Raw genomic sequence first — 24247 nt, forward strand, 5'->3', positions numbered from 1 at the left:
GTCATCCCTTTCCCAGTTTCAGAGCCTTCTGATAGATCGGGCGGCGTGGCAGCTTGTACATCTCAGACACCAGATCAGCTGCATCCCGAACCGAATGGGTTTCCAAGGCTCGCTTCAACGCCTCTTCTATGTCGGATTCGTTAACAGTTTCCGAATGCCCGCGGTCCACGAGCAGAACGACTTCACCTTTGACGGTCTGCCCCTGTAGGTCGGCGGCCAGTTCTTCCAGCGACCCACGACGAACCTCCTCAAATTTCTTGGTAAGTTCCCGACACATTGCTGCCTGACGGTCATTGCCCAGCACAGTAGCAAGATCCGCCAAACACGCTGCCACGCGCTTCGGAGACTCATAGAAGATCAGTGTTCCCGGTATCTCACGCAGTGCTTCAATCCGCGTCCGACGCGCACCGGTCGCGTTAGGTAGGAAACCCGCGAAAAAGAACGCATCCGTCGGCAGCCCGGCCAGTGTCAGCGCCATTAGCGCTGCGGATGGTCCCGGCGCACATGTCACCAAATGACCAACCTCTGCCGCCTGCTTGCCCAGATCGTAGCCGGGATCAGCAATCAAGGGCATTCCGGCCTCGGATGCATAAGCAACTGACTTACCGTCCTGCAACGCATCAAGGATTTTCCCTCGCGCGCCTACCCCGCTGTGATCGTGATAGGCTAGGATTCGGCGTCCATCCAGCGGGACGCCATGAATCTCCATCAGCCGACGCAAGCTGCGCGTGTCTTCGGCGGCAATGACGTCAGCCGAGGCCAGCACGTCCAACGCTCTGAGCGTGATATCGCGCGCCGTTCCGATCGGAGTGGCAACAAAATACAGGCCCGCGCCCAATCTTACTTTTTGGAAATTCAAAGCTGGACCCTCACAGCGTGACGTTTATTATCGCGGCTTAACAGATTGGTGGTACCCCAAGCCGCCGGGACAGGGAGTTTTCATTTAGATGTTTACCGTTTGCAAGCCCGTTCGCAAGCTGGCGAAATCCGCCGCGATCCTGGCAACTGCAGCTTTCCTCGCTGCATGTGAGCCTGGCGGCCTGGGCGGAGGCCCCTCGATCAATACGTCCAAACCCGTTCCGGTCGCCCTCTTGGTTCCGGCGGGATCGGGAAATTCTGGCGACGCCCAATTGGCGCGGAGCCTTGAAAACGCAGCTCGTCTGGCAATGGCTGATCTGCAGAATGTTAAGATTGATCTTCGCGTTTACGACACGCGGGGTAGCTCGAACACCGCAGCGACGGTAGCGCAACAGGCGGTCGCGGATGGAGCCAAGATCATTATTGGCCCGGTTTATGCACAGGCGGCAAATTCTGCAGGGCTGGCCGTACTGAATAACAAGGTCAATGTGCTGTCCTTCTCGAACAATACCAGCATCGCAGGTGGAAATGTCTTTGTTCTGGGGCCGACCTTTCAGAACACGGCAAACCGGTTGGTCAACTTTGCCGGATCGCAGGGTAAGAACAGCATGGTCATTGTCCACAGCAACGACGCGGCCGGGCAGCTGGGACAGTCGGCTATCGCAACTGCACTTGCCAGCAGCCGCGTAGCGAACGCCGGTACGGTTGGCTATGACCGGTCTCAGCAAGGCGTCATCAACTCGGTTCCAACGATCAAGGCGACCGTGGATGCTGCCGGGGCGGATTCGGTGTTTCTGACGGCGACGACGGCTGGCGCGTTGCCGTTGTATTCGCAATTGTTGCCCGAAGCCGGAGTGTCACCGGCCAGCACCCAGTTCGTTGGCCTGACGCGCTGGGACATCCCAGCTCAGACGCTGGAATTGCCCGGCGTACAGGGGGGCTGGTTCGCCCTGCCTGATCCAGCAAAGGCACAAGCATATCGTCAGCGGTACAACAACACCTATGGCGAGGCTCCGCACCCGATCAGCGGGCTGGCCTATGACGGCATTGCAGCGATTGCCGCGCTGGTCAGTCAGGGCAAATCCGATGCGCTGACCACCTCGGCCTTGACTCAGAACGCTGGGTTCCAGGGCGTCGGCGGCATCTTCCGCCTGCGGTCCGACGGCACGAACGAACGCGGTCTGGCCGTTGCCACGATCCAGAACAAACAGGTAGTAGTGATTGACTCCGCCCCTCAAAGCTTCTCCGGCGCCGGTTTCTGATCAGCCTGTGCTGACGCTCACTCCAAAGGGTGAGCTGATCTGCCCGGCCGATGAAATTTTTGACAGTTCCGCCGTCATGGCAAAGCTGTCGGGAGCCTTTGATGACATTCAGGACAATGCCGCGCGGCGCAATGAAACCGTGCGTGTTTTGCGTGACGCCCAGAAGGCCGGGCGCAGGGCGATTGCGGATGCTTTCGCCAAACGCCCATTTGACGCAAGGCCGCTGACCCGGTCTTACACCTATCTGACAGACGGGCTGGTCTGCACTGCCATGCAGGTGGCCAGCGTGTATTTGCATCCTCTGGCAACGCCAACGCAGGGCGAAAGGATCGCCGTTCTGGCCGTTGGCGGGTATGGGCGCGGCGAAATGGCCCCGGCCTCGGACGTGGATCTGCTGTTTCTGACGCCTTACAAAATCACCGCCTGGGCCGAGAGCGTCATCGAATCCATGCTCTACGTCCTTTGGGACCTGCGCCTGAAAGTTGGCCATTCTTCCCGTACGATCAAGGATTGCCTGCGTCTGGGCGCCGAGGATTTCACCATCCGAACTGCCATGTTGGAACAGCGCTATCTGGCTGGGGACGAAGCCCTCGCCGATGAGTTGGATAACCGCCTGAAATCCGAATTGTTCAAAGGCAGCGAACGCCAGTTCATCGAGGCCAAGCTACAAGAACGCGACGAGCGTCACCACAAACAGGGTGAACGCTATATGGTCGAACCCAATGTGAAAGAGGGCAAGGGCGGGTTGCGCGATCTTCAATCGCTCTACTGGATCGCAAAATACATCTATGGCGTTCAGGACGTGGCCGAGCTGGTCCCTCTGGGCCTGTTTGAACCCGAAGAATTCGACACCTTTGTTCAGGCCGAAGAGTTTCTGTGGGCGGTCCGCTCGCATCTGCATCTGGTGACCGGACGTGCCACCGAGCAACTGACATTCGACCTGCAAGTCGAGGTGGCCGACCGGATGGGATACGAAGACAGGGCCGGTCGCCGGGCCGTCGAAGTGTTCATGCAGCGCTATTTCCGCGAGGCCACAAAGGTCGGTGAGCTGACCCGGATCTTTTTGACAAAACTCGAAGCATCGCACGTAAAAGGCGAAGCGCTGCTGGAACGAATCTTCCGGCGCAGACCGCGAGTAAAATCAGGATACAAGGTGGTTCACGGCCGCCTGGACGTAGCGGACCCCAAGAAATTTCTTGCCGACAAACTGAACTTGCTGCGTCTGTTCGATGAGGGTTTGCGCACGGGCATGCTGATCCATCCGGACGCAATGCGGCTGGTGACCGCCAATTTGCAACTCATCGACGACGACATGCGTAATGACAAAGAAGCCCAGCGTATTTTTCTGGACCTGATGCTGAAACATGGCAATCCGGAACGCGCCCTGCGTCGCATGAACGAGTTGGGTGTATTGTCTGCGTTTCTGCCTGAGTTCGAGCACATCGTGGCGATGATGCAGTTCAACATGTATCACAGCTACACAGTCGACGAACATACAATCCAGACCATCGTCAATCTGGCTCAGATCGAACGTGGTGAACTGGTCGAATCGCTGCCGCTAGCCTCTTCGATTCTAAAACGGGGGGTCAATCGCAAGGTTCTATACGTCGCATTGTTGCTACACGATATCGCCAAGGGGCGGCCCGAGGATCACTCCATTCTGGGCGCTCAGATCGCACGCAAGGTGGCGCCGCGTCTGGGCCTGAACAAATCCGACTCGGAAACAGTGGAATGGCTGGTACGGTATCACCTGCTGATGTCGGACATGGCGCAGAAACGCGATATCTCGGACCCGCGCACGGTGCGCGATTTTGGCAAAGCGGTGAAGACGGTCAAACGGCTGGACCTGCTGACGGTTCTGACAGTCTGTGACATCCGCGGTGTTGGCCCGAACACGTGGAACAACTGGAAAGCCACTTTGCTGCGTGCCCTACACGCCGAAACCAAGCGGGCGCTGGAAACCGGCATGGAGGACCTGAACCGGGCCAACCGTGGCGCGGAAGCCAAAAAGGCGCTGCGCTCGGCGCTTGGCGACTGGTCGAAAGCTGACCTAAAGGCCGAAACCGGACGGCATTATGCGCCTTACTGGCAGGGTCTGAATCTGTCTACGCACGTGGAGTTTGCCGAGATGTTGCGCGCATTGGAACACAGTGGCGATCCCGGTGCGATGGAAATCCGCCTGCATCCGGACGAAGACCGCGACGCCACGCGCGCTTGTTTTGCCATGGCAGACCATCCGGGGATTTTCGCCCGCATTGCTGGGGCGCTGGCACTGGTCGGAGCCAACGTGGTTGACGCCCGCAGCTATACCACCAAGGATGGATACGTCACCGACGCATTTTGGATTCAGGATGCCGAGGGCCATCCCTTCGAAGCCAGCCGGTTGCCGCGGCTGACACAGATGATCCACAAAACGCTTAAAGGTGAAGTCGTTGCGCGCGACGCCCTGAAATCGCGCGACAAGATCAAGAAACGCGAGCGCGCTTTCAAGGTGCCGACACATATCATCTTCGACAATGACGGGTCAGAGATCTACACGATTATCGAGGTCGACACCCGTGACCGTCCGGGCCTGCTGTACGACCTGACCAGAACGCTGGCCGCCGCCAACGTCTATATCGCCAACGCAGTAATCGCGACCTATGGCGAGCAGGTTGTCGACACCTTCTACGTCAAAGACATGTTCGGCCTGAAGTACCATTCCGAAAGCAAGCAGCGCGGTTTAGAGACCAAGCTGCGCAAAGCCATTGCTGAGGGTGCGGAGCGCGCGATATCATGAAGCAGATCCGATTGATTTCAGGCCTGTTCACGGTCGGATTCTGGACGCTGGCCAGCCGGATTTTGGGTTTCCTGCGGGAAATCCTGCTGAACGCCTATATCGGGCCGGGGCCTGTAATGGACGCGTTTATTTTTGCATTCCGCCTGCCCAACATGTTCCGCCGCTTCTTTGCCGAAGGGGCATTCAACGCCGCCTTTGTGCCGATGTTTTCAAAGCGGCTGGAAGGTGGTGAAAACGCCCAGGGATTTGCGCAAGACGCATTCAACTTGTTGGCTGCGGCCGTTTTGGCACTTGTCGGGCTGGGCATGGTATTCATGCCCGCTCTGATCTGGCTCACCGCTGAAGGCGCTTACGGCGATGAGCGCTTCGATCTGGCCGTGGGCTACGGGTATGTTGTGTTCCCATATATCCTATTCATGTCGCTGGCCGCGCTGTTCTCTGGCGTACTGAATGCCACCGGGCGTTTCGCTGCAGCCGCCGCAGCCCCGGTTCTGTTGAATGTTTTCGCATGTGCTGCACTCATTTTAGGAGCGCACTTCGGTGGTGAGGCTATTCACTGGCTGATTGCCGTAATCCCTGCGGCTGGTGTCGCCCAATTGACGCTGGTTTGGGTCGCGACCGAACGGGCAGGGATCCGAATTCGACCGGGCAGGCCCAAACTCAACCCAGAAATGGGTCATATGGTGCGCATTGCTATCCCTGCTGCGCTGGCCATGGGTGTGACCCAGGTCAACCTCGTTGTTGGGCAACTGGTTGCTTCGCAAACCGTGAAAGCATCGAGTTGGCTCTATACGGCGGACCGGTTGTATCAACTGCCTTTAGGCGTGGTCGGCATCGCCGTGGGGATAGTGCTGCTGCCCGATCTGTCGCGCCGACTGCGGGCAGGTGACAAGGACGGTGCCCGCAACGCCTTTTCCCGTGCCGGAGAGTTCACGCTGCTGCTGACGCTCCCTTCTACCGTTGCCTTTCTGGTCATTCCGATTCCGCTGGTTTCGGTCCTGTTCGAGCGGGGCCAGTTCACCGCCGGGGATACGGCAGCCACGGCTTTGGCAGTCGCCGTTTATGGAGTCGGCTTACCCGCCTTCATGCTGCAGAAACTACTGCAGCCGCTGTTCTTTGCGCGCGAAGACACGCGATCCCCTTTTCGCTACGCTTTGGTTGCAATGATCGTGAATGCCGTGCTGGCCTTTGGCCTTTTCCCATTGGTCGGATGGATCGCCCCAGCGATTGCGGCTTCGGCGGCGGGCTGGGCCATGGTTGCCCTGTTGGCAATCGGAGCACGACGTTTCGGCGATGAGGCCCGATTTGATGATCGGCTCAAACGTCGGTCCTGGCGTATCGTAGCTGCCTCGGCCGGCATGGGCGTCGTTCTCTATGGAACCATTTACTTCTTTGGCTGGACCCTCCAACTGCCCGGATGGCGCTATTTTGCACTGATTGCCCTGATCATCCTGGCCGCTGCATCCTATTTCATGCTGGGCCACCTCTTCAGAGCTTTCCAGGTTTCGGAGTTCCGAAAAGCACTGCGCCGATCCTGATCAGTCGCGGCGAATGCGCCCGACGATCCGCGCCCACCCGCCGGGAGCCAGAAGAAACGACAAGCCAAACCCGATGGCAAAACCGCCAAGATCGGCAACCCAATCGGATGTGCCTCCGAACAATAGTCCGAACACCAGTTGGATACCCATCAGAACTGCGATCAGGCTGAAGGCACGGGACTGGTTCTCGCCGACCAGAGAAAGCTTACGCCACAGCAACCATGTAAACGCGCCAATCAGGCCGTAGACCGGGGGGAACCCTCCGACCAGCGGGAAATTGGGGTTCAGAAGCAGCGCATAGGCCAACGCGCCGCCTACACCGGACAGAACAAAAATGACCAGCATCTGAAAGCCGCCAAACACCTCGGCCACCATTTTGCCCATGGCCAGCACAAAGACGCTGACAAACACCGCCTGCGTAAAACTGCCCGACACGAACGGGTAGGTCACAAATCGGATTACATGTTCGAACGGCCAGCGGCCGTTCTCGATCATCCAATGGAAGATGCCCGGGGAAAAAGAATAGCTCTGCAGGGCATCCAACCGCCAACCCACGGCGGCGGGCCCTCCGACAAGGCCGCGTGAGCCCAGCGTAAACGCCAATTCGATCCCCATGATGAACAAGACCAACGCCACCACCACGGGCGGCAAAGGGTTCACGGCGGGTGTATAATGCTCACTGCTCATTGGGCTTGCCTTTCGCGGCTGTTGACGTCCCTTGACCTCATGGGTAAGCGACGGGGGCTGATTTTTCCAGACGGGAGTTCCCTTCGATGACCGAAACCCAATTCACGCCACGCGTGTTTTCCGGCATCCAGCCTTCGGGAAACCTGCACCTTGGTAATTACCTTGGTGCGCTCAAGCGTTTTGTGGATATGCAGGGCGAAGATTACGAGACCATCTATTGCATGGTCGACCTGCACGCGATCACTGTCTGGCAAGACCCGGCCCGTCTGCGCGAGAAAACCCGCGAGGTTTGCGCCGGTTTCATCGCCGCCGGTCTGGACCCGGAACAATCCATCCTGTTCAACCAAAGCCAGGTGGCCGAGCACACGCAACTGGCCTGGATCTTCAACTGTATTGCCCGCATGGGCTGGATGCAGCGGATGACGCAGTTCAAGGACAAGGCTGGTAAGAACGCGCAAAACGCCTCGCTGGGTCTGTTTGCCTATCCGGCGCTGATGGCGGCGGATATTCTCACGTATCACGCAACGCATGTGCCAGTGGGTGAGGACCAGAAACAGCATCTTGAACTGACCCGCGACATCGCGATCAAGTTCAACCATGACTATGGCGTGGATTTCTTCCCCGTGACCGAACCCGTCATCGGCGGGCCTGCACCGCGTGTGATGAACCTGCGCGATGGCTCGCGGAAAATGTCATCCTCTGACCCGTCCGACATGACCCGGATCAACATGACCGACGATGCCGACGCTATCGCCAAGAAGATCCGCAAAGCCAAAACGGATCCGGACGCGCTGCCTTCGGAAACCAATGGCCTGTCCGAACGCCCCGAGGCGCGCAATCTGGTCAACATCTATGCTGCGCTCAGCGATCTGACGGCAGAGCAGGTGCTGACCGAAGTTGGAGGCAAGCAGTTCGGTGAATTCAAACCGATGCTGGCTGAACTGGCGGTATCCAAGCTGGCGCCGATCTCGACCGAAATGGCGCGCCTGATGGGTGAAGAGGCCGAGATTGACCGGATTCTCGCCAAAGGCGCAGAAAAGGCACGCACTATTGCTGCCCCGATCCTGCAACAGACCTACGAAATCGTGGGCATGGTTGGCGCCAAACAAGGCTGATTGCGCTGGACCTTCCTGTGACGCCTTCCTAGGTTGCCCCAAGGGCAAAGGAGGGCGTTATGGCAGTTGGTAAAAACATCCGCACCTATTTCGATGGTCAGTGGCACAACGGGGACGCCCCGATCATGCGAGCTGCTGATCATGGCGCGTGGCTAGGATCTTCGGTCTTTGACGGCGCGCGTTTCTTTGACGGTTTGGCCCCAGATCTGGAGGCCCATTGCCAGCGGGTGAACCGCTCGGCTGAGGCGCTGATGCTGACACCCAGCGTCTCAACGGAACAGATGATCGAGATCGTCCGGGAAGGGCTGGAAAGCTACGCTAAAGGCTCTGCCGTCTACATTCGACCGATGTATTGGGGGATCGACGGCGACGCCACGGCCATCGTGCCTCAGCAGAACAGCACGGGCTTTGCCATTTGTCTGGAAGAAATACCGATGGCGGCGGAAACATCCTCGGTCACCCTATCCACCACGCGGTTCCGCCGTCCGGTGCTGGAATCAGCCGTCGTGAATGCCAAGGCCGGGTGCCTGTACCCCAATAATGCGCGCATGCTGCAGGAAGCCCGCTCCAAGGGGTTCTCGAACGCGCTGGTTGCAGACGCCCTGGGTCATGTGGCAGAAACCGCCACTGCAAACATCTTCATGGTCCGCGACGGAGAGGTTTTCACCCCAACTCCGAACGGGACGTTCCTGGCGGGAATCACCCGGGCGCGACACATCAGGAACCTAAGGGCCGACGGCGTGACGGTCCACGAATCGGTCCTTAGCTTTGAAGATTTTCACGAGGCTGACGAAGTATTTATGACCGGCAACATGAACAAGATAACGCCGGTCACAGCGTTGGAAGACACACAATATCAGGTCGGACCGATTGCCCGCCGTGCGCGCGAGCTTTACTGGGACTGGGCGGCAAGCACCCGGTAGGCACGCGCCGTGTTGCCAGCCCGCATCTGGTCGGGCATGATCCACCGAAATACATGAGGACCCTAATGCGTAAGTTTCTAGTCATTCTGGATGACAGCCGCGAATGCCTGAACGCGATGCGTTTCGCGGCAATGCGTGCAGCCCATACCGGTGGGGGGGTGACGATCCTGTCCGTGATCCCGCCGGATGAGTTCAATCACTGGATCGGTGTCGCCGAGACCATGCGCGAAGAGGCACGCGAACGTATACATGCGCATTACGAAGTTTTCGCCAAATGGATGCGCGATAAGCAGGGGATCGACCCCGAATTGTCAATTCGCGAAGGCGAGCCTGTCCCGCAGATCATCGAACACGTTCAGTCTGATTCCGAAATCGGTGTTCTGGTTTTGGGTGCCGGCATCGAAAAGAAGGGACCTGGTCCACTGGTGACGCAGCTGACCAAAAACTCGGGCAGCCTGCCGATTCCGATCACAATCGTGCCCGGCGACCTGAGCAAGGAAAAGCTGGAAGCCATCACCTGAGGCTATCCCATGCAGCGCCGCATCCAGTTCTGGTTCGAATTCGCATCGACCTATTCTTATCTAAGCGCCATGCGAATCGAACGGGCTGCGGCACAGCACAACATCGCCGTGGAGTGGCATCCCTTTCTTCTGGGCCCCATTTTCGCCGCGCAGGGGTGGGACAATTCCCCGTTTAACATCTATCCGGCCAAGGGACGCTATATGTGGCGCGACATGGAGCGGTTGACGGCACAGCGCGGCCTGCCCTTTCTCCGGCCCGAACTATTTCCGCAAAACGGGCTTAAAGCTGCACGTTTGACATCGGCTATCGAGGATCAGGACCAAAAGGGCCGCTTTGCGCGCGCAGTCTATACGGCTGAATTCGCACATGGTCAGAATGTGTCGGACGATGCCGTCCTGATCGATTGCCTGAAAGTGGCGGGATTGTCCGAAAGTCTGATGGACAGAATCCAAGACCCCGAAATCAAAACTGCTCTGATCGAGCAGACCAAGACCGCTCAGGCCAATGGGCTTTTCGGTGCGCCGAGCTTTCTTGTCGGCGATGAGCTGTTTTGGGGTGACGACCGGTTGGATGATGCGATCCAGTTGGCGGCCAAAATTTAGAATCGTTCCAAATCTTGACTTATCCGGCCCGGACCCGCATATCAGAAACAACTGAAACGGAGCCGTGACATGTTCATCCAGACCGAATCCACGCCGAACCCCGCAACCCTTAAGTTTCTGCCCGGCCAGACGGTGCTGGAAGCGGGAACTGCGGATTTCCCATCGGCTGAAGCCGGTGAAAAATCACCTTTGGCAAAACGGATTTTCGCGGTGAGTGGCGTGACCGGCGTGTTTCTCGGCAATGACTTCGTGACCGTCACCAAATCTGACGACGTCCAGTGGGATCACATCAAACCCGCGATTCTGGGTGCGGTAATGGAGCATTACCAATCCGGTCAGCCCGTCATCGGCGCTGACGCAACGCCAGCGTCAGGTCATGCAGAGCACACCGGCGAAGATGCCGAAGTCGTAAACCAAATCAAAGATTTGCTGGATAGCCGCGTCCGCCCTGCAGTTGCTCAGGACGGTGGCGATATCACATTCCACGGCTTTGATCGCGGCGTTGTTTACCTGCACATGCAAGGGGCCTGTGCGGGCTGCCCGTCTTCGACCCTGACGCTGAAAATGGGTATCGAAAACCTGCTGCGCCACTACATCCCAGAAGTGACCGAGGTTCGCCCTGTTGCCGTCTGACCCCATCATTCTGGCATTTGACACATCGGCCGCGCATTGCGCGGCCGCTTTGCTGTGCGGTGACCAGATTGTCACGTCACGCGTCGAAACCATGTCGCGCGGTCAGGCCGAACGCTTGATGCCGCTGCTGGAAGAAGTTCTGGCCGATACAGGTTACGAGTGGAAAGACCTGTCTGCAATCGGAGTTGGCGTCGGACCCGGGAACTTTACGGGTATCCGAATCTCTGTTTCTGCGGCGCGAGGCTTGGCCTTGGGACTTGGCGTTCCAGCCATAGGCGTAACGGGGTTCGACGCTTTGGCCGAATTGTCCTCGGACGCCCTGCCCGCGATCCGCGCCCCGCGTGATCAGGTTTACGTGGCGTTGCCGGACCGGGAACCAGCGCTTATGCCGCTAACTGAGGCAGAATCACTTGGCCCCCTGATCCTGAATGACGACCCGGACGCACAGATCCGCGCAATTGCGCGGATTGCCGGACAAGGGTGGCAGACCAATACCACACAGCCAGCCCCACTCTATGTTCGGCCTGCGGATGCAGCACCTTCCAAAGACACACCTCCGGTTTTGCTGGACTGATGACACCCGAGGATCTTGCCAAGACACACGCAGCTGCATTTACCCAGTCACGATCATGGGCCGCGGTTGAATTCGAAGATCTTCTGAACAACCGATTCATCCATGCTGTTGGAAACGCTGAATCTTTCGCGCTGTTTCAGGTGATCGGCGATGAGGCTGAACTGCTAACCATCGCCACACATCCAGACGTTCAGCGGCAGGGCCTGGCCCGAGCACGAATGCTGGAATGGCATGCGAACGCAATATCGTTGGGAGCAACGCGCGCCTTTCTGGATGTCGCTGCAGACAACTTGTCCGCCATCGCACTGTATGATCAAAGCGGATATCGCACCTGTGGTTTGCGCAAGGGCTATTACCTTCGCGAAAACAATCAGAAAATCGACGCAATCGTGATGGAAATCTTGTTGGATTGAACGTCCGCGGTGTATTTTTTCGACCATTTGGTCAAAAATCTGTTGACCACGGCGGTTGCAAACGGCCTTAATTCCCGCCATCACAACAGTTATGCTCGCTCACAGTGGGTGAACGGGGCTATCTTTGCCTCGACCGACAATAACAAAACGGGAGTATGAAATGACCCTGATGAAATCCTTGATGGGTGCCACCGCTGCAGTCGCACTTACCGCTGGCGCTGCGCTGGCAGATCCTGCCCTGATCTTCGATCTTGGTGGCAAGTTCGACAAGTCGTTCAACGAAGCCGCCCATAATGGCGCGTCGCGTTGGGCCGAAGAAACAGGCGGCAGCTATAACGAGATCGAGATCCAGTCCGAAGCACAGCGCGAGCAGGCCCTGCGCCGCTTCGCTGAATCCGGTTCGAACCCGATCATTACGATGGGTTTCGGTATGGCTGATCCGCTTTCGGCCGTTGCCGCCGATTACCCGGACACTAAATTTGTCGCGGTTGACGTCAACTGGCTGGACATCCCCAACATCCGTCAAATCGGATTCGCCGAGCATGAAGGGTCATACCTGGTTGGCATGATGGCCGCGATGGCTTCGGAATCCGGCACTGTCGGCTTTATCGGCGGCATGGATATCCCGCTGATCCGTCACTTTGGTTGCGGTTACGCTCAGGGTGCCAAGGCCGTGAACCCGGACATCAATGTTGTTGCCAACATGACCGGCACCACTCCGGCGGCATGGAACGACCCGGTGAAGGGGTCCGAACTGACCAAGGCACAGATCAGCCAGGGCGCTGATGTGATTTATGCGGCCGCAGGCGGCACCGGTGTTGGGGTTCTGCAAACAGCCGCCGACGAAGGCATCCTGTCGATCGGCGTGGACAGCAACCAGAACCACCTGCACCCGGGCAAAGTTCTGACCTCGATGCTGAAACGCGTTGACGTTGCGGTTTATGACGCGATGAGCGCTGGCGAAGACCTGGAAACCGGTGTGTTCCAGATGGGTCTGGCCGAAGACGGTGTTGGCGTCGCGATGGATGACAACAATGCGCCGCTGGTCTCGGACGAGATGAAGGGCGCGGTAGACAAGGCGCGGCAGGACATCATCGACGGTAACGTCTCTGTTGTCAGCTATTACGAGAACGACAGCTGCCCGGCACTGCAGTTCTGATATCGCACGAGGCGGGGGTGAAACCTCCGCCTCGTCTTCACTCTGCTGCGGATGACAACGCGGCCCTTTCGGCAATTGAGGACAAGACATGACCGTCCCCGCCATTGAGCTCAAAGGGATTTCAAAAGCCTTTGGGCCGGTACAGGCCAACAAAGACATTTCCATCAGCGTCGCCCCCGGTACGATCCATGGGATCATCGGTGAAAACGGTGCGGGCAAATCCACGCTGATGAGCATCCTCTACGGCTTTTACAAAGCCGACAAAGGTGAGATTTGGATCAACGGCAACAAGACCGACATCCCCGACAGTCAGGCAGCCATTGCTGCCGGGATCGGGATGGTGTTCCAGCATTTCAAACTGGTTGAAAATTTCACGGTTCTGGAAAACATCGTGCTTGGTGCCGAAGATGGTGGGCTGCTGGCCCCATCTCTGTCCAAGGCCCGCAAGGAACTGAAAGCGCTGGAAGAGGAATACGAACTGTTCGTTGATCCCGACAAACGCATCGATGAGATCGGCGTCGGTATGCAGCAACGGGTCGAGATCCTGAAGGCTCTGTATCGCAAGGCCGAGATTCTGATTCTGGACGAACCCACCGGGGTTCTGACTCCATCCGAGGCCGACCAGCTGTTCCGCATCCTTGACCGCCTGCGCGCGGAAGGGAAGACGATCATCGTCATTACGCACAAGCTGCGCGAGATCATGGAAAACACAGACACCGTTTCGGTCATGCGGCGCGGCCAGATGACCGCGACGGTGAAAACAGCCGAAACCAGCCCCGAGGAACTGGCCGAGCTGATGGTGGGCCGCAAGGTACTGCTTCAGGTCGACAAAGTTCCTGCGCAACCCGGTAAACCTGTTCTGGAAATCGAAAAACTCAGCGTATTCGATTCAGCCGGTGTCGAGCGGGTCAAAGGCATCGACCTGACCGTCCGGGCCGGCGAGATCGTGGGCATCGCCGGTGTTGCAGGCAACGGTCAGTCCGAGTTGATGGAAGTTCTGGGCGGCATGCGCCCTGGCCAAGGTTCAATCAAACTGAATGGTGAATCGCTGGCCCTCAGCGGTCATGGTTCTGACGGTCAGGCGCGCCGCGCCCAGCATATCGCGCATGTGCCCGAAGACCGCCAGCGCGAAGGTCTGATCATGGATTTCCACGCCTGGGAAAACGTGGCGTTCGGCTATCATCGCGACCCGGCCTACAAGCGCGGGATCTTCATGGACAACGCTGCCCTGCGGGCTGATACCGAAGCCAAGATCGAGAAGTTCGACGTGCGTCCGCCGAACGCCTGGCTTTCAGCCAAGAGCTTTTCGGGCGGCAATCAGCAGAAAATCGTCGTGGCGCGCGAGATCGAACGGAACCCTGATCTGCTGCTGGTCGGTCAACCGACACGTGGCGTGGACATTGGCGCGATCGAGTTCATTCACAAACAAATTGTCGCCTTGCGCGATCAGGGCAAGGCGATCCTGCTGGTTTCGGTCGAGCTGGAAGAGATATTCTCGCTATCGGACCGGATCGCAGTGATGTTTGACGGACATATCATGGGCGAGCGTCTGCCCCATGAGACAGATGAAAAAGAACTGGGCCTGCTAATGGCCGGTGTTGCGGGAGAGGCCGCGTAACATGGAAAAAATGCCCAAATGGGCCGACGTTGTTCTGATCCCTCTGATCAGCCTTCTGTTGGCCGCTATTCTTTCTGCGTTGGTGATCCTCGCCATCGGCGAAAACCCTGTCGAGGCAGTGAACCTGATGGTCACGGGTGCGCTGGGGTCGACCTATGGCTGGGGTTACACGCTATATTATGCCACCAATTTCATGTTCACCGGGCTGGCTGTGGCCGTTGCGTTCCATGCCCGGCTGTTCAACATCGGGGGTGAAGGTCAGGCGATGTTGGGCGGGCTTGGTGTTGCCATGATCTGTCTTTACATACCCTGGCCGCATTGGAGCATTGCTCTGTTGGCGGCCTGCGCGGGTGCGATGCTGTTTGGTGCAGCATGGGCGGCGATACCAGCTTATCTGCAGGCCAAGCGCGGCAGCCACATTGTCATCACAACGATCATGTTCAACTTCATCGCTGCAGCGTTTCTGAACTACATGCTGGTCAATGTGATGCGCCCGCAGGGGTCGCAGGACCCGGCAACTGCGCGTTTCCCCGAAGCCGTGCACCTGCCGACATTCCAGTCGATGTTCTCAACCGCCGAAAACGTTGTGTTCCGGGGCGCCCCGGTAAACATCTCGTTCTTTGTGGCCATTCTGGCCTGCGTTGTCGTCTGGGCTCTGATCTGGCGCACGCGGCTGGGGTATGAAATCCGGGCTTATGGCCATTCGGAAACCGGCGCGGTTTATGCTGGTATTTCACCAGTGCGGATTACGATCATTGCCATGCTGATCTCGGGCGCACTTGCGGGCTTGATGGCCATCAATAACGTGATGGGTGAAGCCGAACGGCTGGTGCTTAACGCAACCGAAGGCGCGGGGTTCATTGGTATCGCCGTGGCGCTTATGGGCCGCTCACATCCGTTCGGTGTGTTTCTGGCAGCCCTGCTGTTTGGGTTCCTGTACCAGGGCGGTGCAGAACTGGCCCTTTGGACGTCGATCCCGCGCGAGTTGATCGTTGTCATTCAGGCGCTGGTGATCCTGTTCACAGGGGCACTGGACAATATGGTCCGGATGCCGCTTGAAAAGCTGTTCCTGAGCCTGCGGAAGGGAGCTGAGTGATGGAGTTTTTCGTAACACTCATACAAGTCTTGGACTCGACCATCCGCCTGGCCACGCCGCTGTTGCTGGCTTGTCTGGCCGGCCTCTATTCAGAGCGCGCAGGTATTTTCGACATCGGTCTTGAAGGCAAGATGCTGATGGCTGCCTTCTTCTCGGCAGCCGTCGCAGCTGTAACCGGGTCAGTCTGGCTGGGTTTGTTGGCGGGTATCGCCTCCTCTCTTGTTCTTTCCGGACTTCACGGTCTGGCCTCGATCACCTTCCGGGGCAATCAATTGATATCTGGGGTCGCGATCAACTTTCTTGCGGCAGGCATGACAGTCCTGGTCGCGCAGAGCTGGTTTCAACAGGGTGGGCGCACGCCTTCGCTGTTTGGCGGTGGTCGTTTCACACCAATCAACTTCCCCTTTGCCGAGTCGTTGAGCGGGGTACCGATCATTGGGCCAATTTACTCAGAACTGCTGTCGGGCCATTCGATCTTGGTCTACGTCGCGTTCCTGATGGTTCCAGCAACATGGTGGATTCTGTATCGCACCCGGTTCGGATTGCGCCTGCGCGCCGTGGGTGAAAACCCCGCCGCGGTGGACACGGCTGGTGTCTCGGTCGTCGGGCTGCGCTACGCAGCTGTCGCCATCTGCGGTGTGCTGTGCGGTATCGCCGGAGCCTATCTGGCCACTGCCTTGCAGGCAGGCTTCGTCAAGGACATGACCGCAGGCCGTGGATTCATCGCACTGGCGGCCCTGATCTTTGCGAAATGGCGGCCTTGGCATGCCATGGGAGCATGCCTGTTGTTCGGATTGCTGCAAGCCATTGCCCTGCGGTTCCAGAACATCGATCTGGGCGGCGTGGTCATCCCAGTACAGGTCATGGATGCCCTGCCCTACATCCTGACAGTCGTCATTTTGGCCGGTTTCGTCGGCAAGGCTATCCCGCCGCGCGCCGGCGGCGAACCCTATGTAAAAGAACGCTGATAAGTCCAGTTTCGGACTCAGTTCAGTCCTGTTCGCTGCAGAGCGGCATGCAGAGTTGATTTTGCATGCCGCAACCGTTCTAAAGGGGTATGCAAGTGTCTCCAAACATACTCTGCGACTCGGAACCGGTCCGGATCGTGAATTTGGGAACGCTTGAAAACCTCAATACCGGGGAAAATCAGAACTTCAGCCTTACCAGGCAGCTGGCATGACGCCCAGCGAACCGACATTCGCCATGTGGTCACGGGGCATTGCCGCCACGCGCTGCATTAAACCTACACCACCTCACCCTGAGGCGACCCCGGTCACCCTCATCCAGTAGCTCGATATGCAAATTTACCTTCCTATCGCCGAAGTCTCAGTCAACGCCTTCCTTCTCTTGGGACTTGGGGGGATGGTTGGCATTCTTTCGGGCATGTTCGGTGTCGGCGGCGGCTTCCTGATGACGCCGCTGCTGTTTTTTATCGGCATTCCGCCAGCCGTTGCGGTTGCGACCGAAGCCAACCAGATTGTCGCGTCTTCGTTTTCTGGGGTTCTGGCGCATTTTCGACGAAAAACCGTCGATCTAAAAATGGGGACCGTCCTTTTACTAGGGGGTTTAACGGGCGCCGCCGTCGGGGTCGTAATCTTTAACTACCTCAAGAGCCTCGGGCAGGTCGATCTGCTTGTGACCTTGTGCTACGTCGTATTCCTTGGCGTCGTTGGCGGCTTGATGTTCATCGAAAGCCTGAACGCGCTGCGCAAGTCCAAGAAGGGCGTGTCCGCCCCGCCCAAACGTCGTCAGCGCGGTTGGGTGCATGCGATGCCGTTCAAGATGCGGTTCCGGACCTCGGGCCTGTATATCTCGGTTATTCCGCCTGCGCTGGTTGGCCTGTTTGTTGGCGTTCTGTCGGCCATTATGGGCGTCGGCGGCGGGTTCATCATGGTTCCTGCCATGATCTATTTGTTGGGAATGCCGACCAAGGTCGTGGTCGGAACATCCCTGTTCCAGATCATCTTTGTTACCGCTTTTACGACCATGCTGCACGCCACCACCAACTATACGGTTGATGTCGTTCTTGCGGTATTGCTTCTGGTTGGCGGCGTCATCGGGGCGCAGATCGGCACGGTGATCGGCGCACGCATGCCCGCTGAACAGTTGCGCGTCTTGCTTGCTGCTCTGGTTCTTGCGGTCTGCGGAAAACTGGCTTTGGATCTGTTGCTTGAGCCATCCGAACTCTTCTCGCTTGGCGCCGGCGGAGGACACTGATCATGCTGAAACGCTTGCTCATAACGCTTGCCCTTTGCGCCAGCCCCGCCCTGGCAGTCGATGAAGAGGTCGTTCTGGGCCTCAGCCAGGATCGTGTGGCAATCACCGCCAATTTCGACGGGTCCGAGATTCTGGTCTTTGGCGCGGTGAAACGCGAGGCGCCCATTCCACCGGGGCCACCTCTTGAAGTGATCGTCGCAGTGTCGGGTCCATCCGGCCCCGTCACCGTTCGCAGAAAAGAGCGGAAGCTTGGAATTTGGGTCAATACCGACAGTGTTCTTGTGGACCGGGCACCCAGCTTCTACGCGGTTGCAACCAGTGCGCCCTTGAATGAGATTCTGTCGGATACCGAAGACCTGCGGTACAGCGTGTCAATCGCACGTGCGATCCGGTCCGTAGGAGCTGCGATGAATATCCGCGGTGCACAGGAGTTCGCGGACGCGGTTGTCCGGATCCGCGAGAATGAAGGCCTGTATTCCATTCGCGAAGACACTGTGGCCGTTGATGAACAAACCCTGTTCCGAACCTCAATCGAAATGCCGGCGGACTTGACCGAAGGCGATTATGTGGCGCGCATCTTTCTGACGCGTGGCGGTTCAGTCGTTTCACAATTCGAAACCACCATCGACGTGCGCAAAGTGGGGCTTGAACGGTTCTTGTTCAATATGTCCCGGCAGCAACCGGTCTGGTACGGTTTGATGTCTCTGGTCATTGCCATTGCGGCAGGCTGGGGAGCGTCAACCGCGTTCCGGCTGTTACGCGAGTAACTTATCGTTAGCCGCGACCGATGTAGGGCATCATCGTGGCCATCACGGTCATGAACTGAACGTTTGCCTCCAGCGGCAGGTTCGCCATGTGCAGGACGGACCGTGCCGCATCCTCGACGGCCATTGTTGGGTCGGGCTGCTGCCCGTCGGCAATGGCCGCGTCAACCAAGCCCTGCACCATCTGTGTGCGCGCATTGCCGATATCGATCTGACCGCAAGCGATATTGAACGCCCGCCCATCCAGAGACAGGCTACGCGTCAGGCCCGTTATGGCGTGTTTCGTAGCAGAATAATGCACCGAGTTGGGGCGCGGCACGTGTGCTGCAATAGAGCCGTTATTGATGATGCGCCCGCCCTGCGGCGACTGGTGTCGCATGATCCGAAATGCCTCGCGGGCGCATAGAAACATTCCGTTCAGATTGACGTTGACGCTTTGATACCAGTCGTCCAACGCGATCTCATCAATCGTGCCGCCCGGCGCGAAAATTCCGGCGTTGTTGAATAAAACATCAATGTTCCCAGCCTTGTCCTGAAAAGCGTTGAATGCCGTCTTTATCGCGTGTGCATCGGTAACATCCGCAATCAAGGGGACTGCATTTGTATGATCTGAGGCCATTCGGTTCAGCGTGTCAGCGCTGCGCGCCAACAGACCAACCGTCCAACCCTCAGCCAGGAATAACTCGGCCGTGGCCCGCCCGATACCCGAGCTTGCGCCGGTGATGATAATGGACGTCATGTCTCTTCTGCCTCCAATGTCAGCGAGGCCGCCGGTACAGCGCGCAGGTCGTCCACACGCAGCGGATAGGTCGGCTTGGCCAACCGGTTGCGCACAACCCAGATCAGCCGCTCCTGCGCGCGTGTGATGGCCACATAGGCCAATCGTTTCCACAGCGGCTGTCCGGCCTCGGTGCGGCCCATACGGGCGGCGGCGTAGATATCCGGTGCAAACACCTGAACCGTGTCCCACTGCGACCCTTGCGCCTTGTGAATGGTGACGGCTGCCCCATGAAGAAAGGTTGCTCCCATGCGCGCGGCATAGGGAATGAAAGGTTCTTCCTCGTCCGGCTTTTCGATCTTGACGATGGATGCGGCACTGACTTGCGGGTCTTCGGCGCCCATTACGTGTAATCTGGAAAAGCCCGGTTTCCGGCCCGGACCCAGATAGATGACCTGTGCACCCTTGATCAGGCCACGCGCCTCAAGGTCCAGCCGTTTCTTGCGGTGTTTCAGCGGCAGTTCGATACCGTCGCAGATAAGTGGTTCCCCCTCCAACAACTCGGTATCCGGCGCGCCGTGAACATGCCGGAAGGCCTGAATCAGCCGAATGCGCGTTGCGTTGCGCCAGACCAGAACGGGACTGCGAGCCATCAGGTCAACCTCAACCCGCTGGCCCCAGACCACGCGGTCATCCTGACGGGCGGTCTGCTCAACCATGCGCTCAAAGTCCTCGAACCCCATCTGTGGGTCAGACAGCGCATGGGCAAGGTCCAAAATCGGGTTATCCGCATCTTGTCGGTGCACCCGGTGCAGGATTTGCTTGCGCGGTTCCGGCAAGGCTTCGAACACCATGCTGCCCGACTGATTGACCGGGGCCAGCTGTGCAGGGTCACCAAACAGCAGAAGTGTTGGGAAGATTTCTTGCAAGTCTTCGAACTGCCGGTCGTCCAGCATCGAGGCTTCGTCGACAAACCCGATGTCCAACGGTTCGTCCCGGCGTTTCCAGCCGGTGATGAAATCAGAACCCCTTAGGCCTGCTGCGGCCAAAGCGCCGGGAATGGACTTGTTGTTCTGATAAAAAGCTGCCGCACGATCCAAGGCCTCATCGGTCAGGCCTTCAATTGCGGGGCGTTCGTCATTGCCAGCCAACCATTCGGCGATGCGCTCGTATTCAGGGTCGTAGACCGGTGTATAAAGAATACGGTGGATCGTGGTGGCCGGCACCCCGCGCAGGCGCAACACACTGGCAGCCTTGTTCGTCGGGGCAAGAATGGCCAAGCTGCGTTTTTCGCGCGCTTTGCGGCTTTCGAAGTCACCGGACACAATCTGAACGCCGGTCTCGGCAAGAGCCTTGTAAAGCTCGGCCAATAGCAGGGTTTTCCCAGATCCCGCTTTTCCAATAACGGCCATCACACCGGATTTGCCCGTTCCCGGAAGTTTCAGCAGCGCATCATCGTCAAGGTCAACGCCTGCCGATTTCAGCATCTCAGAGATGCTGTCATACGCGGCGGCCTGGTCGTCAGAGAAAGTTACGGGGGGCAAAGACATGGCGCGACCCTACAAGGCCGCGCCAGCTATCACCAGATGTGGAATTCGGTTTTCACCCCATCAGGCCGACAACGCGAACCGGTGCTGCCTGCCGACACCAAAGGCCGTCTTGAACCACAGCCGCGACAGCTCGCGCGGGATGCCTGCGCGCTCGGCAACGCGATTGCAATCATCAGCCGAATAGGGCCAAAGCCCGACCGAGATTTGGTCGCGCCCTTCGCCCTCTGTGCCCAGCACGATCGGAGACGATCCGATCAGGCGATAGATCCGGATCATGCGTGCATCGAAAACACCTGCTATGTGGGTCAAACCAAACCCTTCCATCATTTCTCCACCGCTGAGCATGATGGCTCCGGCCGTATGCGCGCTTGCGGTGCGCGACAGACAAAAGCGCGTCACCTCCCAAATCATGGGGCTGTTGATCGGTTTGCCACCCGTCAGATGGCCGAACACCTCATTCACCATAACCGGGCCAGTGGTCGGCAAGACCCGCATGGACCCGCCATGGCTGCCATCCGGTTCTTCCCAAATGACATAGATCGGGTTCAGATTGTCGTACTGATCCCGCTCTTCCCCTTTGTCATTTACGTGAACATCCCAACCCAGCCGAGTTTTGAACTGATCGGCACGATCCCGGAACATTCCTTCGGCCAATTTTGGATATTTATGCAATTCGTCAGCATAGACATAGCGCAACATGACTCTTTTCCCCTTGTCGTCCTGTGCAAGAACGAAGGGGGTACAAAGGCATGGTTAATTTCCGGTTTTGAGGGCGTGCGCGCCTTAAACCACTATTAACCCTCGGCTCAATGCCGTTGCGATGGCATGAGTGGTATTCTGCGCGCCCAACTTGGCGCGGGCACTTTCGATATAGACCCTCAGCGTATGTTCCGAGATCGATAAGGAATGTGCGACTTGTGCCCGGCTGTAGCCTAGGGCGAGTAAAGTCATGGCGTCCACCTCACGCGGCGACAATCCGCGCGCAGAGTCGGGTTGACGGTCACTTTCAAACTCAAGCGCCTTTCGGTTGAAGTAATGTGCGATCAGGATCAGTTCACGCCCATGCGTTTCGATGAACCTGTGCCAAGTATCATCGTCGCAAGTATGGTTGACGGTAAACAAGGCGAATTGCCCGTTCGGTCCGCGGATCGGAATAGAATAGCCTTGGTTTCCGACTCCGTGATCTTGTGCATCTTTCAGAAACGTCTTGGCAACCTTGCTCGACCAATCCAGCGTCTTCCAGTCGACCGGGTGAAACCGTTGGAAGCAACCCAGAATAACTGGATCTATCCTGTGATAATTGCGCTCTCGGTATTGTTCGGCCCAGGCATCGGGATAGGTGGTGTAACCGTATTGATCGCCGGCCCCGTCGACCCAATGATAAATAAGATGTTCGATTTGCAGCCTGTCCCGCAATCGAACGGCAACATCGCCTAATTCATCAAGCGTGTTGGTGTTTTCCAAGTCCTCCAGAACCCGGCTCATATCGAGTTTTGTTGCCATCGGCAGGCGCCCGAACCTCATTCTTTCTGGACGAGATTTCGGCTGCGGCGATTAGTTTGGTGTCATCCAACTGCTCCGCAAGCGCGGTCAAACCGTTTTCAACAGCAAAGGCGCTGAGGTCCGACAGTACGTCCAGTATCCACTCATTTTGCGCCATAAGGGTCTCTCCGAAACGGTTAACGAAGGGTTAACACAACCATAGCATGAAGCGGTTTTTTTGGCCTATTCACTGAATTCTACTCCCCAAAAACAGCGGGTCACTTTCCGCTAAGCCTTTGAAAAGATTTCTGTCACCCTTCAAAAATGAAGCACCCGCGAGCCGGAAAACCGATTCGCGGGTGTCTCAGGTTTTTCTGATACGAGTTTAGTCGCGCGCGGCCAGAACCTCTTCCAGAGTACGCATTCCGGTCTGCGGTGCCTGAACCAGAACCGACATGTTGCCGGGCTTATGTTCGTTGCGCATCATTTTCATATGCGCCTCGGGCAGATCGGCCCAGGTAAAGACTTCGGACATGCACGGATCCAGGCGACGCTCAACCATCAGCTGGTTTGCCGCAGCAGCCTGTTTCAAGTGGGCAAAGTGCGATCCCTGCAAACGCTTCTGGTGCATCCACATGTAGCGCACGTCGAAGGTCAGGTTGTAGCCGGTGGTACCGGCGCAGATTACAACCATACCGCCTTTTTTTACGACAAAGGTCGAAACAGGGAACGTGCTTTCGCCGGGATGTTCGAACACCATGTCGACGTTGTTGCCTTTGCCGGTGATGTCCCAAATGGCCTTGCCGAATTTGCGGGCCTCTTTGAACCACTCGGCATACTCGGGTGTGTTAACCGTCGGCAACTGACCCCAGCAATTGAAGTCCTTGCGGTTCAGAACGCCCTTGGCACCCAGACCCATGACAAATTCACGTTTGCTTTCATCCGAGATCACACCAATCGCGTTTGCACCTGCGGTGTTAATCAGCTGGATCGCGTAAGAACCCAGGCCACCAGATGCACCCCAAACCAGAACGTTCTGGCCCGGTTTCAGATCATGAGGCTCGTGGCCAAACAGCATGCGATACGCTGTCGCCAGTGTCAGCGTGTAGCAGGCGCTTTCCTCCCAAGTCAGGTGCTTGGGGCGCGGCATCAGCTGTTGAGCTTGTACATTGGTGAATTGCGCGAACGACCCATCAGGCGTTTCATAACCCCAGATCCGCTGGCTGTCCGAATACATCGGATCGCCACCGTTGCAATGCTCGTCGTCGCCATCATCCTGGTTGCAGTGGATGACGACCTCGTCACCAACTTTCCAGCGGGTCACTTTTGAACCAACGGCCCAAACGATGCCCGACGCATCAGAACCGGCAATGTGGTAAGGGGCCTTGTGGCCATCAAAAGGCGAGATCGGCTTGCCCAGCGACGCCCAGACGCCATTGTAGTTGACGCCGGCTGCCATGACCAAAACCAGCACTTCGTGACTGTCCAGCTCGGGGACGTCCACAACTTCCTGGATCATCGCGGTATCCGGCTCGCCGTGACGTTCCTTACGGATTGCCCATGCATACATTTTCTTGGGCACAAAACCCATCGGAGGGATTTCACCCATCTCATAGAGGTCTTTTTCCGGTGCCTCGTACGACGCGATGCCGCTATCGGTGTCCAGAGCCATGTTGGCCTCCTTTGTTCTAAACCTTTGCCGCGATGCAGAATCGCGTGCATTAACCGATGGAATAT

24 protein-coding genes are annotated in these 24247 nt (G+C 57.7%); 16 read left to right on the forward strand and 8 right to left on the reverse strand.

Annotation, left to right across the window (positions count from 1 at the left end; genetic code table 11):
* Position 1 precedes the first annotated feature (1 nt).
* Positions 2 to 859 (reverse strand): 16S rRNA (cytidine(1402)-2'-O)-methyltransferase, encoded by an 858-nt coding sequence (gene rsmI / locus GOW16_RS11470; protein ID WP_170414910.1) that lies wholly within the window; start codon positions 857 to 859, stop codon positions 2 to 4.
* A gap of 88 nt (positions 860 to 947) precedes the next feature.
* Between rsmI and GOW16_RS11475 the strand changes: the two genes are divergently transcribed.
* From GOW16_RS11475 to murJ, 3 genes are read left to right on the forward strand one after another with little or no spacing between them, the layout of a single operon-like run.
* Positions 948 to 2120 carry a penicillin-binding protein activator gene (locus GOW16_RS11475; RefSeq protein WP_170414913.1) on the forward strand — a complete coding sequence of 391 codons (1173 nt, stop codon included), beginning with the start codon at positions 948 to 950 and terminating at the stop codon, positions 2118 to 2120.
* A complete protein-coding gene (locus GOW16_RS11480; RefSeq protein ID WP_170414916.1) occupies positions 2080 to 4899 on the forward strand; it encodes a [protein-PII] uridylyltransferase in 2820 nt (939 codons plus the stop codon). The genes GOW16_RS11475 and GOW16_RS11480 overlap by 41 nt, the downstream gene beginning before the upstream one ends.
* The gene (gene murJ, locus GOW16_RS11485; protein WP_170414919.1) at positions 4896 to 6437 is read left to right on the forward strand and encodes a murein biosynthesis integral membrane protein MurJ; all 1542 of its coding nucleotides are present in this window, start codon (positions 4896 to 4898) and stop codon (positions 6435 to 6437) included. Before GOW16_RS11480 ends, murJ begins: the two co-directional genes overlap by 4 nt.
* On the opposite strand, the gene GOW16_RS11490 is transcribed toward murJ, so the two are convergent.
* Complete coding sequence (locus tag GOW16_RS11490) at positions 6438 to 7124, reverse strand: rhomboid family intramembrane serine protease (RefSeq protein WP_170414922.1); 687 nt, start codon at positions 7122 to 7124, stop codon at positions 6438 to 6440.
* 86 nt (positions 7125 to 7210) lie between these two features.
* On the opposite strand from GOW16_RS11490, the gene trpS reads away from it, so the two are divergent.
* The 13 genes from trpS (at position 7211) to GOW16_RS11555 (ending at position 18763) form a co-directional block, all read left to right on the forward strand.
* Complete coding sequence (trpS, locus tag GOW16_RS11495) at positions 7211 to 8239, forward strand: tryptophan--tRNA ligase (RefSeq protein WP_170414925.1); 1029 nt, start codon at positions 7211 to 7213, stop codon at positions 8237 to 8239.
* Between the two features lie 59 nt (positions 8240 to 8298).
* A complete protein-coding gene (locus GOW16_RS11500; RefSeq protein ID WP_170414928.1) occupies positions 8299 to 9162 on the forward strand; it encodes a branched-chain amino acid aminotransferase in 864 nt (287 codons plus the stop codon).
* Positions 9163 to 9227: 65 nt separating this feature from the next.
* Positions 9228 to 9683, forward strand: a complete 456-nt coding sequence (locus GOW16_RS11505) for a universal stress protein (RefSeq protein ID WP_170414931.1) — start codon at positions 9228 to 9230, stop codon at positions 9681 to 9683.
* 9 nt (positions 9684 to 9692) lie between these two features.
* Positions 9693 to 10286 carry a 2-hydroxychromene-2-carboxylate isomerase gene (locus GOW16_RS11510; RefSeq protein WP_170414935.1) on the forward strand — a complete coding sequence of 198 codons (594 nt, stop codon included), beginning with the start codon at positions 9693 to 9695 and terminating at the stop codon, positions 10284 to 10286.
* Between the two features lie 69 nt (positions 10287 to 10355).
* A complete protein-coding gene (locus GOW16_RS11515; RefSeq protein ID WP_170414938.1) occupies positions 10356 to 10919 on the forward strand; it encodes a NifU family protein in 564 nt (187 codons plus the stop codon).
* The gene (gene tsaB, locus GOW16_RS11520) at positions 10909 to 11493 is read left to right on the forward strand and encodes a tRNA (adenosine(37)-N6)-threonylcarbamoyltransferase complex dimerization subunit type 1 TsaB (protein WP_170414943.1); all 585 of its coding nucleotides are present in this window, start codon (positions 10909 to 10911) and stop codon (positions 11491 to 11493) included. Before GOW16_RS11515 ends, tsaB begins: the two co-directional genes overlap by 11 nt.
* The gene (locus GOW16_RS11525) at positions 11493 to 11906 is read left to right on the forward strand and encodes a GNAT family N-acetyltransferase (RefSeq protein WP_170414946.1); all 414 of its coding nucleotides are present in this window, start codon (positions 11493 to 11495) and stop codon (positions 11904 to 11906) included. The genes tsaB and GOW16_RS11525 overlap by 1 nt, the downstream gene beginning before the upstream one ends.
* 160 nt (positions 11907 to 12066) lie before the next feature.
* A complete protein-coding gene (locus GOW16_RS11530) occupies positions 12067 to 13065 on the forward strand; it encodes a BMP family lipoprotein (protein ID WP_170414949.1) in 999 nt (332 codons plus the stop codon).
* Positions 13066 to 13153: 88 nt separating this feature from the next.
* A complete protein-coding gene (locus GOW16_RS11535) occupies positions 13154 to 14683 on the forward strand; it encodes an ABC transporter ATP-binding protein (protein ID WP_170414953.1) in 1530 nt (509 codons plus the stop codon).
* A 1-nt stretch (position 14684) separates the two neighbouring features.
* Positions 14685 to 15779 (forward strand): ABC transporter permease, encoded by a 1095-nt coding sequence (locus GOW16_RS11540; RefSeq protein WP_170414956.1) that lies wholly within the window; start codon positions 14685 to 14687, stop codon positions 15777 to 15779.
* Positions 15779 to 16747, forward strand: coding sequence for an ABC transporter permease (locus tag GOW16_RS11545; RefSeq protein WP_170414959.1), 969 nt, complete (start codon positions 15779 to 15781; stop codon positions 16745 to 16747). Before GOW16_RS11540 ends, GOW16_RS11545 begins: the two co-directional genes overlap by 1 nt.
* Before the next feature lie 328 nt (positions 16748 to 17075).
* Positions 17076 to 17996, forward strand: a complete 921-nt coding sequence (locus tag GOW16_RS11550; protein WP_170414962.1) for a sulfite exporter TauE/SafE family protein — start codon at positions 17076 to 17078, stop codon at positions 17994 to 17996.
* Between the two features lie 2 nt (positions 17997 to 17998).
* Entirely contained in the window at positions 17999 to 18763 is a 765-nt protein-coding gene (locus GOW16_RS11555) for a TIGR02186 family protein (protein WP_170414966.1), read from the forward strand.
* A gap of 7 nt (positions 18764 to 18770) precedes the next feature.
* Here the strand turns inward: GOW16_RS11555 and GOW16_RS11560 are convergent, their stop codons facing one another.
* From GOW16_RS11560 to ccrA, 6 genes are all read right to left on the reverse strand, one after another.
* On the reverse strand, positions 18771 to 19499 hold the full coding sequence (locus GOW16_RS11560) for an SDR family oxidoreductase (protein ID WP_170414969.1): 729 nt from the start codon (positions 19497 to 19499) through the stop codon (positions 18771 to 18773).
* Entirely contained in the window at positions 19496 to 21028 is a 1533-nt protein-coding gene (locus tag GOW16_RS11565) for an ATP-dependent DNA helicase (protein WP_170414972.1), read from the reverse strand. Before GOW16_RS11565 ends, GOW16_RS11560 begins: the two co-directional genes overlap by 4 nt.
* A 60-nt stretch (positions 21029 to 21088) precedes the next feature.
* Entirely contained in the window at positions 21089 to 21727 is a 639-nt protein-coding gene (locus GOW16_RS11570) for an acyl-homoserine-lactone synthase (RefSeq protein WP_170414976.1), read from the reverse strand.
* 84 nt (positions 21728 to 21811) lie between these two features.
* Positions 21812 to 22531, reverse strand: coding sequence for a helix-turn-helix transcriptional regulator (locus GOW16_RS11575; protein WP_170414979.1), 720 nt, complete (start codon positions 22529 to 22531; stop codon positions 21812 to 21814).
* Positions 22470 to 22688, reverse strand: coding sequence for a hypothetical protein (locus tag GOW16_RS11580; RefSeq protein WP_170414681.1), 219 nt, complete (start codon positions 22686 to 22688; stop codon positions 22470 to 22472). Before GOW16_RS11580 ends, GOW16_RS11575 begins: the two co-directional genes overlap by 62 nt.
* Positions 22689 to 22895: 207 nt before the next feature.
* Entirely contained in the window at positions 22896 to 24182 is a 1287-nt protein-coding gene (gene ccrA / locus GOW16_RS11585; RefSeq protein WP_170414983.1) for a crotonyl-CoA carboxylase/reductase, read from the reverse strand.
* Between the last annotated feature and the right edge of the window lie 65 nt (positions 24183 to 24247).

It is taken from the genome of Ruegeria atlantica (assembly GCF_013033965.1).
GTDB classification, from domain to species: domain Bacteria; phylum Pseudomonadota; class Alphaproteobacteria; order Rhodobacterales; family Rhodobacteraceae; genus Ruegeria; species Ruegeria atlantica_D.